16 protein-coding genes are annotated in these 16,339 nt (G+C 33.6%); 12 read left to right on the forward strand and 4 right to left on the reverse strand.

Features of this window, described 5'->3' with window-relative positions; all coding sequences use genetic code 11:
• The first annotated feature begins 441 nt into the window (after positions 1 to 441).
• From thrA to DNC80_RS09730, 6 genes are all read left to right on the forward strand, one after another.
• On the forward strand, positions 442 to 2,889 hold the full coding sequence (thrA, locus tag DNC80_RS09710; RefSeq protein WP_182651043.1) for a bifunctional aspartate kinase/homoserine dehydrogenase I: 2,448 nt from the start codon (positions 442 to 444) through the stop codon (positions 2,887 to 2,889).
• A 107-nt stretch (positions 2,890 to 2,996) separates the two neighbouring features.
• Positions 2,997 to 3,923, forward strand: a complete 927-nt coding sequence (locus DNC80_RS09715) for a homoserine kinase (protein ID WP_182651044.1) — start codon at positions 2,997 to 2,999, stop codon at positions 3,921 to 3,923.
• 127 nt (positions 3,924 to 4,050) lie between these two features.
• Positions 4,051 to 5,340: a threonine synthase gene (gene thrC / locus DNC80_RS09720; protein WP_182651045.1), complete on the forward strand. Its 1,290-nt coding sequence runs from the start codon at positions 4,051 to 4,053 to the stop codon at positions 5,338 to 5,340.
• A 200-nt stretch (positions 5,341 to 5,540) separates the two neighbouring features.
• Positions 5,541 to 5,681, forward strand: coding sequence for a hypothetical protein (locus DNC80_RS09725; RefSeq protein WP_182651046.1), 141 nt, complete (start codon positions 5,541 to 5,543; stop codon positions 5,679 to 5,681).
• Between the two features lie 77 nt (positions 5,682 to 5,758).
• Complete coding sequence (locus DNC80_RS16010) at positions 5,759 to 5,881, forward strand: hypothetical protein (RefSeq protein WP_255493211.1); 123 nt, start codon at positions 5,759 to 5,761, stop codon at positions 5,879 to 5,881.
• 242 nt (positions 5,882 to 6,123) lie between these two features.
• Entirely contained in the window at positions 6,124 to 6,633 is a 510-nt protein-coding gene (locus DNC80_RS09730; protein ID WP_182651047.1) for a GNAT family N-acetyltransferase, read from the forward strand.
• Positions 6,634 to 6,750: 117 nt separating this feature from the next.
• On the opposite strand, the gene DNC80_RS09735 is transcribed toward DNC80_RS09730, so the two are convergent.
• The 3 genes from DNC80_RS09735 to DNC80_RS09745 form a co-directional block, all read right to left on the reverse strand.
• Entirely contained in the window at positions 6,751 to 7,308 is a 558-nt protein-coding gene (locus tag DNC80_RS09735; protein ID WP_182651048.1) for a DUF4494 domain-containing protein, read from the reverse strand.
• A 167-nt stretch (positions 7,309 to 7,475) separates the two neighbouring features.
• A complete protein-coding gene (locus DNC80_RS09740; RefSeq protein WP_182651049.1) occupies positions 7,476 to 8,108 on the reverse strand; it encodes a nitroreductase family protein in 633 nt (210 codons plus the stop codon).
• A gap of 28 nt (positions 8,109 to 8,136) precedes the next feature.
• A complete protein-coding gene (locus DNC80_RS09745) occupies positions 8,137 to 8,718 on the reverse strand; it encodes a TetR/AcrR family transcriptional regulator (RefSeq protein ID WP_182651050.1) in 582 nt (193 codons plus the stop codon).
• Between the two features lie 199 nt (positions 8,719 to 8,917).
• Here DNC80_RS09745 and DNC80_RS09750 point away from each other — a divergent pair, with 199 nt between their 5' ends.
• The 4 genes from DNC80_RS09750 (at position 8,918) to DNC80_RS09765 (ending at position 13,608) form a co-directional block, all read left to right on the forward strand.
• Positions 8,918 to 9,544: a TetR/AcrR family transcriptional regulator gene (locus DNC80_RS09750; protein WP_220485228.1), complete on the forward strand. Its 627-nt coding sequence runs from the start codon at positions 8,918 to 8,920 to the stop codon at positions 9,542 to 9,544.
• Positions 9,534 to 10,859 (forward strand): TolC family protein, encoded by a 1,326-nt coding sequence (locus tag DNC80_RS09755; RefSeq protein WP_182651051.1) that lies wholly within the window; start codon positions 9,534 to 9,536, stop codon positions 10,857 to 10,859. The genes DNC80_RS09750 and DNC80_RS09755 overlap by 11 nt, the downstream gene beginning before the upstream one ends.
• A gap of 9 nt (positions 10,860 to 10,868) precedes the next feature.
• Positions 10,869 to 11,948, forward strand: a complete 1,080-nt coding sequence (locus DNC80_RS09760) for an HlyD family secretion protein (RefSeq protein WP_182651052.1) — start codon at positions 10,869 to 10,871, stop codon at positions 11,946 to 11,948.
• 76 nt (positions 11,949 to 12,024) lie between these two features.
• Positions 12,025 to 13,608, forward strand: a complete 1,584-nt coding sequence (locus DNC80_RS09765) for a DHA2 family efflux MFS transporter permease subunit (protein ID WP_144892313.1) — start codon at positions 12,025 to 12,027, stop codon at positions 13,606 to 13,608.
• 43 nt (positions 13,609 to 13,651) lie between these two features.
• Here DNC80_RS09765 and yaaA read toward each other — a convergent pair whose 3' ends face one another.
• Positions 13,652 to 14,410 carry a peroxide stress protein YaaA gene (gene yaaA, locus DNC80_RS09770; protein WP_182651053.1) on the reverse strand — a complete coding sequence of 253 codons (759 nt, stop codon included), beginning with the start codon at positions 14,408 to 14,410 and terminating at the stop codon, positions 13,652 to 13,654.
• Positions 14,411 to 14,570: 160 nt separating this feature from the next.
• Between yaaA and DNC80_RS09775 the strand changes: the two genes are divergently transcribed.
• Both DNC80_RS09775 and DNC80_RS09780 read left to right on the forward strand, forming a co-directional pair.
• Positions 14,571 to 15,092, forward strand: a complete 522-nt coding sequence (locus DNC80_RS09775) for a GNAT family N-acetyltransferase (RefSeq protein WP_182651054.1) — start codon at positions 14,571 to 14,573, stop codon at positions 15,090 to 15,092.
• Positions 15,093 to 15,097: 5 nt separating this feature from the next.
• A complete protein-coding gene (locus DNC80_RS09780; protein WP_255493213.1) occupies positions 15,098 to 16,336 on the forward strand; it encodes an MFS transporter in 1,239 nt (412 codons plus the stop codon).
• The last annotated feature ends 3 nt before the right edge of the window (positions 16,337 to 16,339 follow it).

Below are 16,339 nucleotides of genomic sequence, written 5' to 3' on the forward strand. Positions count from 1 at the left end.
GATATATGAAATAAAAAACTAAAGTCTTATCGTTTTTAAAGTCAAAAAAACTTTAAAAAATATGAATATCATGATTTTAAATGCATTTCATCACATCAAATTTAGAAATATACAATTTACGCTTCACAAAATTCATATTTCACAAAAATGAAACAAACATGCTCATTTTAAACTAAATAACGTATTTTTGAAAAACAAATGAAGAACAATAAAGCAACATATAAGACTACAAGCACCACCCTATTATGGGAGGTAACTTTTGTTGCTTACTCTACTACAACTACTACAACCCCTTAGGGGTACTACAATTACATATCATCCTATACGTATACTTTATTTAAAGTTAATTTAACTTGAGTAAAACTCAAATAATTCTCTTTTCACAATAATTTTACCTAGCGACCATGGTCCCTCGTTAATAAAAAACTAAACAACAACAAAATGAAAGTACTCAAATTTGGAGGCACTTCTGTGGCCAATGCACAAAATATAAAATTGGTAATGTCAATTGTCATGAACCAATCCCTAGACCAACAATTAATTGTAGTGGTATCTGCTTTTAGTAAAGTTACTGATATGCTCCAACTTGCTTCACAAAAAGCGGCTGCTGGAGATGAAAATTACAAAACAATTCTTGCCGAAATTGAGAAAAAACACTTAGAAGTTTTAAGAGAGCTTATACCAGTACAAGATCAAAGCGGTTTGCTTAGCCAAATCAAGAGAATTATCAATCATCTTGAAACCTTACTCGATGGCTGCTATCTTTTGGGTGAATTATCCGCAAGAACTTCAGATACTATTTTAAGTTTTGGTGAGTTGCTTTCTTCATTTATCATATCCGAAGGAATACAACAAATTAGCCAAAATAGCGGATATAAAGACAGCCGAGAATTGATTAAAACCAATACTGACTTTGGTAAAGCTACCGTCAATTTTGAGGTATCAAATGCATTAATTAGTGATTTTTTTAAATCTAATGAAAAACAGGTAGTTGTAATGCCGGGTTTTATTGCTGCTTCATTAGACGGAATCAATACTACGTTAGGACGCGGAGGATCTGACTATACGGCAGCTATTCTTGCGGGCGCACTTGATGTACAGGAACTTGAAATTTGGACTGATGTCAACGGAATGTTTACTGCCAATCCAAAAATTGTAAAACAAGCAAAACCTATTGCATTCATTTCCTATCAGGAAGCGATGGAGTTGTCTCATTTTGGAGCTAAAGTACTGTATCCGCCAACTATACAGCCTGTTTTAAGAAAAAATATTCCTATTTTAATCAAAAACACTTTTGAACCAGAAGCCGAAGGAACTTATATTTCGAACCAAATTGTAGCATCATCTAATCCCGTAAAAGGAATTACACATATTGATAAAATCACATTGATTACACTTGAAGGTTCTGGAATGATTGGTGTTTCTGGGTCTTCTAAAAGACTTTTTGAAGTATTATCACATCACAAAATAAACGTGATTTTTATTACTCAAGCCTCATCGGAACATTCCATATGTATCGGGATTTTAAATTCAGATGCCGCTGTGGCCGAGGCTGCAATCAATTCTGCATTTGAAGTGGAAATTCTGCAAAATAAAGTTAATCTATGTATAGTTGAACAAAATTTATGCATCATAGCCATAGTAGGCGAGAATATGAAAAATCATCAAGGTTTAAGCGGTAGAATGTTTAGCACTTTGGGAAAAAACAATGTTAATATTCGCGCCATTGCTCAAGGAGCTTCGGAAAGAAATATTTCGGCGGTAATTAACGAAAGAGATGTAAAAAAAGCATTGAATTCGCTGCATGAAAACTTTTTTGAAGAAAACACCAAGCAACTCAACTTGTTTGTGATGGGAGTAGGAAATGTGGGAGAAAAATTCATAGAACAAATTCAACATCAAAAGAAATTCCTTAAAGAAAAATTGAAGATAAACCTGCGCGTAATAGCCTTGTCAAATTCTAGAAAAATGTATTTTGATGAAGATGGAATCTCCTTAAAAGATTGGCAATTTGCTTTAGAAACAGGAGAACCGTGTAACCAAGAGCAGTTTATCACACAAGTTAAAGAACTCAATTTACGCAACAGTATTTTTGTAGATATCACGGCAAATGAAAGTGTTTCTAAAACATACGAACAGTATTTAAAACACAATATTGCCGTAGTGACTTGTAATAAAATTGCATGCGCATCAGAGTACGACAATTATAAAAAGCTAAAAAAACTATCCAGACAATTTAATGCTCCTTTTCTGTTTGAAACTAATGTTGGAGCGGGATTACCAATTATTGATACCGTAAAAAATCTGGTTGCTTCCGGCGATAAAGTAAATAAAATTCAAGCTGTATTATCTGGAAGTCTGAACTTTATTTTTAATAATTTCGATGAAAATAATACTTTTCATGATGTTGTAAAAGAAGCTGGTGTACAGGGATTTACAGAGCCAAATCCAAAGATAGATTTGAGCGGAATTGACGTTGCCAGAAAGATATTAATCTTGATTCGCGAAAGCGGTTACAAAATGGAAATTGACGAAATTACAAACGAATCGTTCATGCCTGCTGAATGTTTGGAGACAACTAATAATGAAGCCTTTTTCAAATCCTTACAAACACATGCGGCACATTTTGAATCCATTTACAAAGAAGCATTAAGCAAAGAATCTCGTTTGAAATATGTAGCTCAATTTGAAAACGGAAAAGCAAATGTAGGATTGCGATTCATTTCCAAAGACCATCCTTTTTATAATCTAGAAGGAAAAGACAATATTGTATTGTTCTTCACAGACCGTTACATAGATCAACCGCTATTGATAAAAGGAGCTGGTGCCGGAGCTGCAGTTACAGCTTCAGGAATTTTTGCAGATGTAATCAGAATTGGAAATATATAAATAAGTCATAAAGTCGAATGTCATAAAGTGTACAAGTTACCAATTCCATTTTATGTACATTTCAATGACTTTATCACTTTAAGACATTAGACTTTAAGACTACTATTATGAATGAAATAAAAATATTTTGCCCAGCTACAATAGCTAATCTTTCCTGTGGCTTTGATGTGTTAGGATTGTGTCTTGATACAGCGGGTGACGAAATGGTTATCAGAAAATCTGCGGTAAAAGGGATTCGCATTACTAAAATTGTGGGTGCCGACCTGCCTTTTGAAACCGAAAAAAATGTTGCTGGAGTCTCCGCTTTGGCAATGTTAGAAGAAGTAGAAACCGAATTTGGATTTGAAATCGAAATTTACAAAAATATCAAAGCCGGAAGTGGAATTGGAAGTAGTGCCGCGAGTGCAGCAGGTGCAGTTTTTGGAATTAATGAATTATTGGGACGTCCATTTACACGTAAAGAATTGGTTTTATTTGCGATGCAAGGCGAAAAATTAGCCAGTGGAAATGCCCATGCTGATAACGTTGCTCCTGCCCTCTTGGGAGGATTCACATTGGTAAGAAGTTATAATCCACCGGATATTATAAAAATAGAAAGTCCATCTGAACTGTACGCCACCGTGGTTCATCCTCAAATTGAATTGAAAACATCAGATGCTCGTTCCGTATTAAAACAAACCATTTCCTTAAAAAGTGCCATTGTACAATGGGGAAATGTAGGCGGATTAGTAGCAGGTTTGTACACTAAAGATTATGATTTAATAGGTAGGTCCTTGCATGACGAAATAATAGAACCCTTGCGTAGTGTTTTAATTCCTGGATTTGATTTAATCAAGAAAACAGCCTATGAAAATGGAGCTTTAGGTTCAGGTATATCGGGTTCAGGTCCTTCTATTTTTGCTTTAAGCAAAGGAAAGGAAACCGCTGATAAAATCGCAAAAGCCATGAGGGTTGTATACGATGAAATGAATTTACCGTATGAAATTCACGTTTCAAAAGTAAATGATGAAGGAATGAAAATAATAGCCCCCTAACCCCCGGAGGGAGAATAAATGAAAAATATAGTGATTTTAAAATTATAATGAACACATTCTGAATCCCGTTTCGTCTGCCTTCCCTCTGGGGTGGGTTGGGGTGGGGATTCTATAATTACTAAACATAATGAAATACTACAGTTTAAACCATAACGCACCCAAAGTTTCTTTCAAAGAAGCCGTAATACAAGGATTAGCATCTGATAAAGGATTGTATTTTCCGGAAACCATCACCCCGTTAGCAACTGCTTTTTTTGAAACCATCGAAAATTTAAGCAACGAAGAAATTGCTTTTGAAGCGATTCAACAATTTGTAGGTGATGCAATTCCAGAAACCACTTTAAAACAAGTCATCGCCGAAACATTATGCTTTGATTTTCCTATTGTCGAAATTGAAAAAAACATTTACTCTCTTGAATTGTTTCATGGCCCAACAATGGCTTTCAAAGACGTAGGCGCAAGATTCATGTCACGTTGTTTGGGGTATTTCAACAAAGATAAGGCCGATAGTAAAAATACGGTTTTAGTTGCCACCTCTGGCGATACAGGTGGTGCTGTAGCCAGTGGTTTCCTTGGTGTAAAAGGCGTTGAAGTCATTATACTATATCCATCGGGTAAAGTGAGTGATATTCAAGAACGACAATTGACCACTTTGGGACAAAATATTAAAGCACTTGAAGTGGATGGCGTTTTTGATGATTGTCAGGATATGGTTAAAAGAGCGTTTTTGGACGAAAGTCTACAACATAAAAACTTAACATCAGCAAACTCCATCAATATTGCGCGCTGGTTGCCGCAAATGTTTTATTTCTTCTTTGCTTACAAGGAATTAAAGAAACATAATAAACCTTTAATTTTCTCTTGTCCAAGTGGGAATTTTGGGAATATTTGCGCAGGGATTATTGCTAAAAAAATGGGATTACCCATTGAACATTTTGTAGCTGCAACGAATGTAAACGATACGGTTCCGAGATTTTTAGAAAACGGAATTTACGATCCAAAACCTTCCAAAGCGACCATTTCAAATGCAATGGATGTCGGGAATCCAAGTAATTTTATTCGAATTCAGGAAATCTACCAAAATGATTTGAAGGAATTTAAAAAAGACTTTTCTTCGTTTACATTCTCTGATGCTGAAACTTTAACAGCCATGAAAACCATTTATGACACCAACGGATATATTGCAGAACCTCATGGAGCTGTGGGCTATCTTGGATTAAAAAAAGAATTAGAAAATTATCCAAATGCAATAGGTGTTTTCTTAGAAACGGCACATCCCATTAAGTTTTTGGATACAGTGGAACCAACATTAAACGTAAAACTATCTATTCCTAGACAAATTGAGAGTGTTTTAGGTAAAGAAAAAGTGAGCGTTAAAATTAAAACCTATGACGATTTGAGAAATTTTTTAAAATAGATTCAGGAGATTTTTCACTTTCTTGAAAACGCCCTTTTTTAGAATTAAAATGAAAGTAATGATTCGATTAAATAAAGAGTGATTTTTAATAATTTTATCAGCAACAAAGAATCAAAACCAACTCTTTTTAGTTTAAAATGATTAAAAAAATAGTACGTTTAGTCTCCTAATTTGATTTCAATTATTTTAAAAAACAGTAGATGACCACTTTTCCAGTAATTGCCTCAACATTGTCAGAAAAAGAATTAGGGGATTTTATCAAAAAAATGTACGAACTGACAGACGATTATAATTGTAAATTGTACCGGACAGGTGTAAATCACACCTACTTTATTTCGTAAAGAAAACTAAATTTGTTTTAGGGGTTTACTGCTATCAATGGCGAACTAAATTAGAAATTGAGCAAGAATTAGAACTTTTGAATTTACTTAGAGAAAATTCTTTTTCGGTATCAATTCCAATTTTAGATAAAAAAGGGAATTTCATTCAAGAAATTAATGGAATTCCAGAAGCGGGAGCATCTATTTATAGTTTTTTTTAGGAATACAAGCGCAAAGATTTGATTGGTCCAATATCTGTATTACTGAAAACTATCTCAAAATGTATGTTGAAAGAATCAAAAATTGGATTGAATACAGTGAGCGAAACAACAATTCTAAAAATTAATGCTTTAGTTTTATTGAAATACATTTCTGTTTTTTACACAAAAGGGTAAATGAATTATAGTTCAAAGATTTATTTTAACACCAATTAATAAAAACAACCACTAAAAAAACCTTTACTATGGACATTCATTTTAGACAGGCAAATCAAAACGATGCTGCTGCAATTTGGACCATTTTACAGCACGCTATTTTGCGAAGAAAAAATGACGGAAGCACACAATGGCAAGATGGTTATCCAAATCCAGAAATTATAAACAACGATATTTTAAAAGGCGCTGGATATGTTTTAGTACAAGATCAAACTATCATAGGATATACAGCTGTTTATTTCAACTATGAGCCTGCTTATGAAAATATTCAAGGAAAATGGCTGACAAATAACGACTTCGTTGTGGTACACCGAATTGCCATTGGCGAAAGCCAAATTGGAAAGGGTTTTGCAAAATTGATTTTAAAATATGTAGAGCAAGTTGCACTTGAAGAAAACATATATAGTATAAAAGCAGATACCAACTATGACAACTTGCCTATGTTGCGTATTTTTGAAAGTTTGGGATATCAGTATTGCGGCGAAGTTTTTTTTAGAGGAAGTCCACGAAAAGCTTTTGAAAAAATACTAAAACCGTAATCCGTTACCAAAATAAAAACGGTTCACAAATCCCTTATGTTCTTGCTGATAGCAAAAGAAGAGATTTGAGAACCGTGTTTAAAAAGTATCGCTATATTTAAAAAACTAAGCTTTAAATTAAGCTATAGTTTCTTCTTCTACTTCGTCTACAAATTCCATGTGATCTTCTATTTCTGATGTAGTATCTGGCTTTGAAGCTTTTAAGGCATTAAATCGTTCTAATTGCTCAAGTTCCCCTTCATCACCACTGAAATAAGGAAAAACATCCATAATAGGAGACTCAGATACGGCAGGAATGGTGTAATCACCCATGGTTCCTTTCATGATTGTTATCGTGTTATCGTACGCTTCTCGCACATCATTGGCTTGCACTAAGACATACATATTTGTTTTGCGTTCCTTTCCGCTCTCTTCATCATAAGCAATTAGTGAAATTTTAGAACGGAACCATCTGTCTGCATTTTCAAAAGGGTGAATTTCAGCATAATTAGCTAGTTTAATATTGGTGATTTTAAATTCTTCACTAATATATGCTGCCATTTCTTCATTGATTCTACTTTCGGCTTCTGTATACGATAGAGCATCTACAAGATAAGCCTCGGTAGTAATTTTTTGACCACCAGTCTCGTCTGTTTTTCTATATTTTACTTTGCATTCGTACCAAATATTACTCATTTCAATTATTTTTTAGGATGCCAAAGATAAATTTTAAAGAAAAAAAACAACCTTTTTTTTCAAATAGATATTCACAAAATACATTCTAATTGAAAAATCATTTTACATCCTAAACAAAAAAATCTCTCCTATTTGGAGAGATTTTTTAAAAGTTTATTTTAGTAGAACTAGTCAATAAAAGTAACCAAATCTGATTTACTCTTTCTAACTTTTACTAAATCTGATAACCAATCGTTTTTAGCATCACGGTATCCTACAGGAAGTATAACACAACTTCTTAAACCTTTTTCTCTTAAACCTAAAATTTCATCAAGAGCATCAGGATCAAAACCTTCAATTGGTGTGGTATCTACCCCTTCAAAAGCAGCTGCTGCGATGGCCATTGCAAAGGCAATATACGCTTGTCTAGCTGCATGTTGAAAGTTAACTTCTGGATCTTTTTGCGGATAACTGCTTAAAAGCATTTGTCTGTAATTTTCAAATCCTTCATTTTTAAAACCACGAACCTCATTTGTGAGATCAAACATGGTATTGATACGCTCTGCAGTATACGTGTCCCAAGCAGCAAAAACAAGCAAATGTGAACAATCTGTAATCACCGATTGGTTCCATCCTATAACTCTTATCTTTTCTTTAATCTCTTGATTAGTAACTACCATAATCTCAAAAGGCTGTAAACCACTTGATGTAGGTGCTAGAATTGCGGCCTCAAGAATAGTATCTAATTTTTCTTGTGAAACCTTTTCACCATTCATTGCTTTTGCAGCATATCTCCATTTTAATTTGTCTATTAATTCCATGTTGTATTAGTATATTAAATTTATTTATTTAGTAGGCTTTGATGCTATCCCAGGCCATCTGGAAACTTTCGTTTAAAATATTTTCATCCGCAGTACACAAATCTTTGCTATTTATATTCATTAAGAACGCCATAGGATATATGGAATGTGTATACAATAAGTATGGCGAACTATTCTTGATGACTCCCTTACTTATTCCTTCATTCCATAAATCAAAAAGTGGAGTCAGGAAAAGCAATCCTTCTTGTCTGGTTTGATCATCAATCATAGGGGTGTTATCACATTGCGACAAAAATGATGCTTCCTCTGGATGTGCTAATTTATATTGTGCCATGTTGTGCCAAATGGTTTCAAACTGTTTGGGAATAGTATCCCCTGGCGCATGTGAACTAAATGCAGCATGAGCAAAATTAGATTTTACAGAAAGATACAACTGGTTGAGCAATTCTTGTTTGCTATCAAAAAAAAGATAAATGGTAGCTGGTGATATAGATGCTTCTTTGGCAATTTTAGCCATTGATGCTCCTTGAATACCACCACTGTTGACAAGCTGCAAGGTAGCTTTTAACAATGCCGTACGTTTATCTATACTTTTTTGTAGCTGTGCCATATTCTATTTCTTGTTGTAACCAAATCACATTAAATAACTCTACAAAGGTATTTAAATAAAAGAATGAACATTCATAAATTTAAGTTAATAGTTAATTTACAGATTTAAAAAATATTGTTAAATAAAAGTTAAAAAATAATTAAACAACTGTTTAAATTAAACACATGTTTAGTTTTGCTAAATCAAAAAAAAGATTCGTTTGAAAAGTAATTTTAATGACAAACAAATTCAAATCCTAGAAGTTGCAGAAACTCTATTCTCAGAAAAAGGATTTGACGGTACCTCAATACGGAACATTGCTAAACTAGCCCAAATTAATGTGGCTATGGTTTCCTATTATTTTGGTTCCAAAGAGCGTTTGCTTGAATCTTTAATTGTATATCGCACTTCAGATTTAAAACTCCAATTGGACAAACTCCTTCAAGAAGAAATAGAACCTCTGGAAAAAATAAACAAATTAATAGCCCTTTACATTGATAGGATTAACCTAAATAAGGGAATTTATCGCATTTTGCATTTTGAGTTTACGTCCAAAAAAAGAGAACAAAACATTCAAGCGTTCTCTGAATTGCGAAAAGGAAATTTAAAATCCTTAGAATTGATTATTGAAGAAGGGCAAAATAAAGGAATTTTCAGAAAAGATGTTATTGTACCTCTTATCACACCTACTATTTTAGGAACTTTTTTTCATTTCCACATGAACAAACCTTTTTTTGAGAATTTATTGAATTTAAAAACAGAGGATTTATATAACAATTACATAAAGACCAATTTGACTAATCACATTCAACAAACAATAAAAGCCTTGCTAATATATGAAAGCTAGTAAATTCATGCTCTTTGGGATTTTCTTCATTGGAATTTCAGCTGTAGAAGCACAACAGAAAACAAGTCTTACGCTTACGGAAGCAATAGACATGGCTTGGAGTAAAAGTAATGAGATTACTTTAGCTAACACTAAAATCAAAACAAAAAAACTCGAGTTACAAGCTACTAAAAACAATCAATATCCAGATTTAAAACTTTCAGGACAATACCAACGCTTGGCAAATGCCGGTATCAATTTTAAGTTAAATCAAAGTAATGATCCACAACAAATGCCCGTTGTCAATCAATTGATGGTAGGACAATTGAATGCTACTGTTCCGGTTTTTGCAGGCTTTAAACTCCAAAATAGCATTAAAGCTCAGGACTATTTATACCAGGCAGAAATGGCAAATGCAGAACAAACCAAAGAGGAAATTGCTTTGCGTGTTATTGAGTATTATGCAAATTTATACAAAGCACAAAAAACAATTGAAATTTTAAAGGAAAATCAAAAAAGTGCCAAACAAAGAGTTAAAGATTTTATTGAACTTGAAAAAAACGGTATAATTCCTCGAAATGACTTACTGAAATCAAAATTACAAGTTTCAAAAATTCAGTTATCATTAGATGAAACCACAAACAACTTAAAAACAATCAATTTTTACCTAACTACGCTGTTAAAATTAAATCCCGAAACACAACTTGAAATTAGAGAAGCTGATTTTGCTGATTTTCAAATGACAAATGTGCCTACTAATGAATTACCAGCCTTAGAAAATAGAAAAGATTTAAAAGCGTTACAGCATCAAGGTAAAGCTAGTGAAACAAGTGTAAAAATATCCAAAGGCTCCTACTACCCTACCATAGCGCTTGTAGGTGGATATACCGCACTAGACTTAAGCAATGTCATAACAGTTCAAAATGCTATGAATGTAGGCGTAGGAATTTCGTATGATTTAAGCATGCTTTTGAAAAACGGAACCTTGGTGAAAATTGCTGAAAATAAAGTTATAGAAGTGCAAAATAACGAAGCAATTTTAACTGATTACATTCGGACACAAGTCAAAAAAGCAATAGAGGACTATGATCTTGCTTTAAAACAAACTGTAGTTTATGAGGAAGCACAAGAGCAAGCTACAGAAAATTATCGGATTGTCAAAGATAAGTATGACAACGGACTATCTGACACAAATGATTTGCTTGAAGCTGATGTAGAGCAACTCAATTCAAAAATTAATAAAGCTTTGGCGAAAGCCAATAGTATTCAAAAATATTACGAGTTACTCTCGGTTACAGGTCAATTATCACAATCATTCAATCTCGCTCATAAATAAAATACTACCATGGAAAAGAAAAAAACAAATACAAAATTTATAATTATCCTAGTAGCATTGGTAGTTTTGGGTGGTACATACGGTACCTTCAAGTACATGCATTCCCTAGCACATGAAGAAACTGATGATGCCCAAATTGAGAAAAAGATGAATCCTATTATTCCTAGAGTTTCAGGATATGTGGATAAAGTGTACATCAAAGACAATGATTTTGTCAAAAAAGGAGACACCCTTTTTACAATTGATAAAAGAGATTATTTATTAAAAATTGATGAAGCAACAGCGGCACTTGTAGGTGCAGAGGGCAACTTTGAAGTTTCAAAAGCAGATATTGGTAGTGCATTAGCAAGTATATCTGTATCAGATGCCAATGTATTATTTGCTGGTGGAAATATAGAAACAGCAAAAATTAGATTAGGAAGAGTTAATAGCGACTACATTCGTTATGAAAACTTATATAAAAGCCACTCCATTACTAAACAACAATACGAGCAAGCGCTTGCTGCAAAACTTGAAGCCGAAAATCAAGTACGCGTTTTACAACAACAAGAAAGAGCTAGTGCTTTTCAAAAATCAGTGATCGTAGCAAAATCAAAAGTTTCTAATAAACAAACTGAAGTAGCCGCTGCCAATATTAAGCGCGCAAGAGCATTGGTTGATGCAGCTAAGCTAAACTTATCCTACACTGTAATTACTGCTGCAATTGATGGACAAGTATCAAAAATAGACATTCAACCAGGACAACTAGTACAACCTGGACAATCTTTATTTTACATCATCAATAATAATGAAGCCTGGGTAGTTGCAAATTTTAAAGAAACTCAGCTTAACAAAATGGTAGTGGGACAAAAAGTTACTGTAAAAGTTGATGCTTATCCCGATTATGATTTCCAAGGGACTTTAACTTCCTTTTCACCTGCTACGGGTTCCCGATTTTCTTTGCTTCCGCCAGATAATGCAACAGGTAATTTTGTAAAAACAATTCAAAGATTACCAGTTAAAATTAGTTTAGACCCAACAAATGATGCCGAGAAAATAAAATTATTACGACCTGGTATGAATGTAGATGTTGATGTTAGAATAGATTAAGCATCTTAAAATGCTTAATCTGAACTTATAAAACGACAAACTTAAACTCTAATGATAGTTTACACTTAGTAATAAAATGGTTGAATCGGGAGAAGATGATTTAGTAGAATACGGTTTTAGGCGTGTCATTATAACAATTACAGCAGTGCTTTGTGCCATGCTGGAAATTGTAGATACCACAATTGTAAATGTAGCTTTAAACAACATGCGAGGAAGCTTAGGTGCATCTCTTACAGATGTGGCTTGGGTAATAACGGCTTATGCAATTGCAAATGTTATTGTGATCCCAATGACGAGCTGGTTGTCACAGCAATTTGGTCGTAGAAATTATTTTGCAGTTTCTATAATTATATTTACGGTTTCATCCTTTTTATGTGGAAATGCCAGTAATATATGGGAACTCGTTGCTTTTAGATTCATTCAAGGATTGGGTGGAGGTGCCTTATTAGTTACAGCACAAACCATCATTACAGAAAGTTATCCTGTTGCAAAACGTGGAATGGCTCAAGCGATATACGGTATGGGCGTCATTGTAGGACCTACACTAGGACCGCCGCTTGGTGGATATATTGTTGATCATTTTTCTTGGCCGTATATTTTTTACATCAATATACCGATAGGAATTATTGCTACATTATTGACACTATCATTTGTAAAAAGTCCTAAATACGGTAAAAAATTAAAAGCAAGCCAGGTAGACTGGTGGGGCATCTTTTTATTAACCGCTTTTATAGGTTCCTTACAGTACGTTCTTGAACATGGGCAGCAAGATGACTGGTTCAATAATATTACAATTATAACCCTTAGTGTAGTTACTGTTTTTGGGTTAGTTCTTTTTATATGGAGGGAGCTTACTTATGAACACCCCATAGTAAATCTGAGAGTTTTAAAAGACACTAATCTTAGGGTGGGAACAATTATGTGCTTTATTTTAGGATTTGGTTTGTATGGTTCTACCTTTATAATCCCTATTTATACGCAATCCGTTTTAGGATGGAGTGCTTTAGATGCGGGCCTACTACTAATTCCTAGCTCCATAACTACAGGAATTATGATGCCGTTCATAGGTAAAATGATTCAGCGGGGAGTTCCACAAGCTTATATGGTAGCTGTAGGATTTTTAATGTTTTTCTTTTTTACTTTTTGGATGCAAAGTGTGATCACTCCAGACTCTGGGGAGGAACACCTGTATTGGCCACTAATTCTTAGAGGAATAGGTTTAGGATTATTATTTGTACCCATATCTACACTTTCTCTATCTACTTTAAAAGGAAAAAGCATTGGTGAGGGAGCCGCTTTTACAGGAATGATGCGTCAGCTAGGTGGCTCTTTTGGTATTGCAATTATAACCACGTTTATTGCTCGATTCAATCAAGAACATCGAGTAAATTTAATAGCACACTTAGACAAAACATCTTTTGAAGTACAAAAAACAGTACAGCAGCTTAAACTGGGCTTCATGTCAAAGGGTTATCCCGAAAATGAAGCATTGGCAAAAGCCTATAAAGCAATAGAATATAAAGTCATGGTTCAAAGTTCAGTGCTATCTTATATGGATATTTTCTTGTACTTAGGAGCTTTGTTCTTGTTATGTATTCCATTTATCCTTTTGATTAAAAAGGGAAAAAATAAAATAAATCCTGCTGATGCTATGCATTAACATAAAAAAAACCGTTAATCGATATTAACGGTTTTTTTATTTTCTATCTGGTAAAAACCAAGTTATTTCCTTTTGACTCTGTAGCATCAAATTGATATCCATCATAATTAAAGCCTTTTAAATCCTCCATAGTTTCTGCATTGGTATCTATGATATAACGAACCATCATTCCGCGGGCTTTTTTAGCAAAAAAACTAATAATCTTGAGTTTGCCGTTTTTATAATCTTTAAACTCAGGTGTAATAACCGGAACTTTTAATGACTTAACATCAACTGCCGAAAAGTATTCGGTACTCGCTAAGTTCACAAACAACTCCCCTTCTTTTAGCTCCTTATTTAAAGCTTTAGTAATGGAAGGTTTCCAAAACTCATAAAGATTTTTACTTTCGCCAATAGGTAATTTTGTACCCATTTCTAATCGATACGCCTGCATTAAGTCTAATGGTTTTAATATGCCATAAAGTCCAGATAGTATGCGTAATTTATCCTGTAAAATTTCAATTTTTGAAGGTGAAAGGGTAAATACATCTAATCCTACGTACACATCTCCATCAAAAGTGTATACTGCTGGACGAGCATTCTTAGGAGTAAATGGAGTTTTCCATTCTTGATTTCGTTTCCAATTGAGATCTGCAAGTTTATCTGATATGCTCATTAATACTGATAAATCAGCTGGTTTTTTTTCTTTTAAAACTGAATGAATTTCAGCTGACTCTTTTAAGAAAATAGACTTGGTAAACGTTTCAACGGGCAATTTCTTCTCAAAATCTAAGGATTTAGCTGGCGATATAACAATTTTCATACACAATATTCTTCTCGAACGCTTTTATATTAGTAATCCCAAAAGTACTAATTGAAATTTAGATTTCATGAATCTTTAAATTGATTTGTCGAATAGTGTCATAGATTATAAAAATCAATCGGAATTTTATTTATTTTTGGTAAAAACCAGAACCATTTCTATGCACAATATCCAAATAAAAAAAGCCACATTAAAAGACCTTTCGCTGTTACAAAAGATAAGCATACAAACCTTTACTGAAACATTCGCAGCTGTCAATACCCCCGAAAATATTAATTCTTACATTACAGAAAAATTAAATATTGAACAATTAACAAAAGAGTTAAAACATCCTTCATCGGAATTTTTCATCGCTATTTTGAATAATGAAGTTGTGGGTTATCTCAAAATTAATTTTGGAGATGCTCAAACTGAAAAACAAGATGAGAATTCCCTTGAAATTCATCGAATATATGTACTGCAATCCTATCATGGGGAAAATATAGGTCAACAATTACTTGATTTTGCTTTACAAATAGGACATAAAAAGCAAGTCAATTACATTTGGTTAGGCGTATGGGAGGAAAATCATAGAGCATTAAAATTCTATAAAAAAAATGGATTTATTGAATTTGACAAACACCTATTTTTAATGGGTGATGACCAGCAAACCGACTTATTAATGAAATTGAAATTAAAATAATTATGATGGCAGCAGAAAAACCAACCCGAATATTAAATGCAGCTGTTATCGTGGCTGCCCTAGGTTATTTTGTAGACATTTATGACTTATTACTATTTGGAATTGTTCGTACAGATAGCCTTATTGATTTAGGAATTACAGGAGATGCCATTCGTAACCAAGGTGAATATTTAATCAGTATGCAAATGTTTGGGATGCTTTTTGGAGGGATCCTTTGGGGAATTCTCGGTGATAAAAAAGGTCGGATTTCTGTTTTATTTGGCTCTATAATCATGTATTCTGTTGCTAATATTGCTAATGGTATGGTTACTACCGTAGACGGATATGCTTTTTGGAGATTAATAGCAGGAATAGGTCTTGCGGGTGAACTAGGCGCTGGGATTACCTTAGTTACAGAAAGTTTGCCTAAAGAAAAAAGAGGATATGGTACTATGATTGTAGTAGCCGTGGGAGTTTCTGGAGCTGTAGCTGCATATTTAGTGTACCAAGTTTTTCAAGATTGGCGCTTGTGCTATTATGCAGGTGGAATTTTAGGATTGTTACTTCTTTTTTTAAGAATTAAAATTTCAGAATCAAAAATGTTTCAGGATGCACATAAAAGTACCGAGAAAAAAGGTGATTTCCTGTCTTTGTTTTCCAATAAAACTAGATTTTATAAATACCTGAAATGCATTCTTATTGGAGTTCCGCTGTGGTTTTTGGTCGGAGTACTAATTACTTTTTCGCCAGAATTTGCAAAAGCACTTGGAGTACAAGGATACGAAACTATTGCAGCTGGTAAAGCTATTGCTTGGTGTTATGGCGGACTCGTTTTTGGTGATATTGCCAGCGGATTAATAAGCCAATGGCTAAAAAGCAGAAAAAAAGTAATGGCTCTTTTTTTACTTTTAAATTTAATCATGGTATTCATTTTCTTAAATGCTTTTAATATCACAACAATTACTTTTTACACATTATGCTTTTTGATGGGTTTCTCTGTAGGATATTGGGTATTGTTTGTTACAATTGCTGCAGAACAATTTGGCACTAATATTCGGGCAACAGTAACTACAACAGTACCCAACTTAGTTAGAGGATCACTACCCCTTATATTACTTATTTATAGTTTTTTTAGAGATAGAGTATTTGATGGTGAAATCTTAAAATCAGCAATGATTGTTGGCACATTACTCTCAATTATTGCATTAACAGCACTTTGGAATCTTAAAGAAACTTTTGACACTGATTTAGATTATTCCGAATAAAGA

The organism is Flavobacterium sp. SOK18b (assembly GCF_014156605.1).
GTDB lineage: Bacteria > Bacteroidota > Bacteroidia > Flavobacteriales > Flavobacteriaceae > Flavobacterium > Flavobacterium tiangeerense.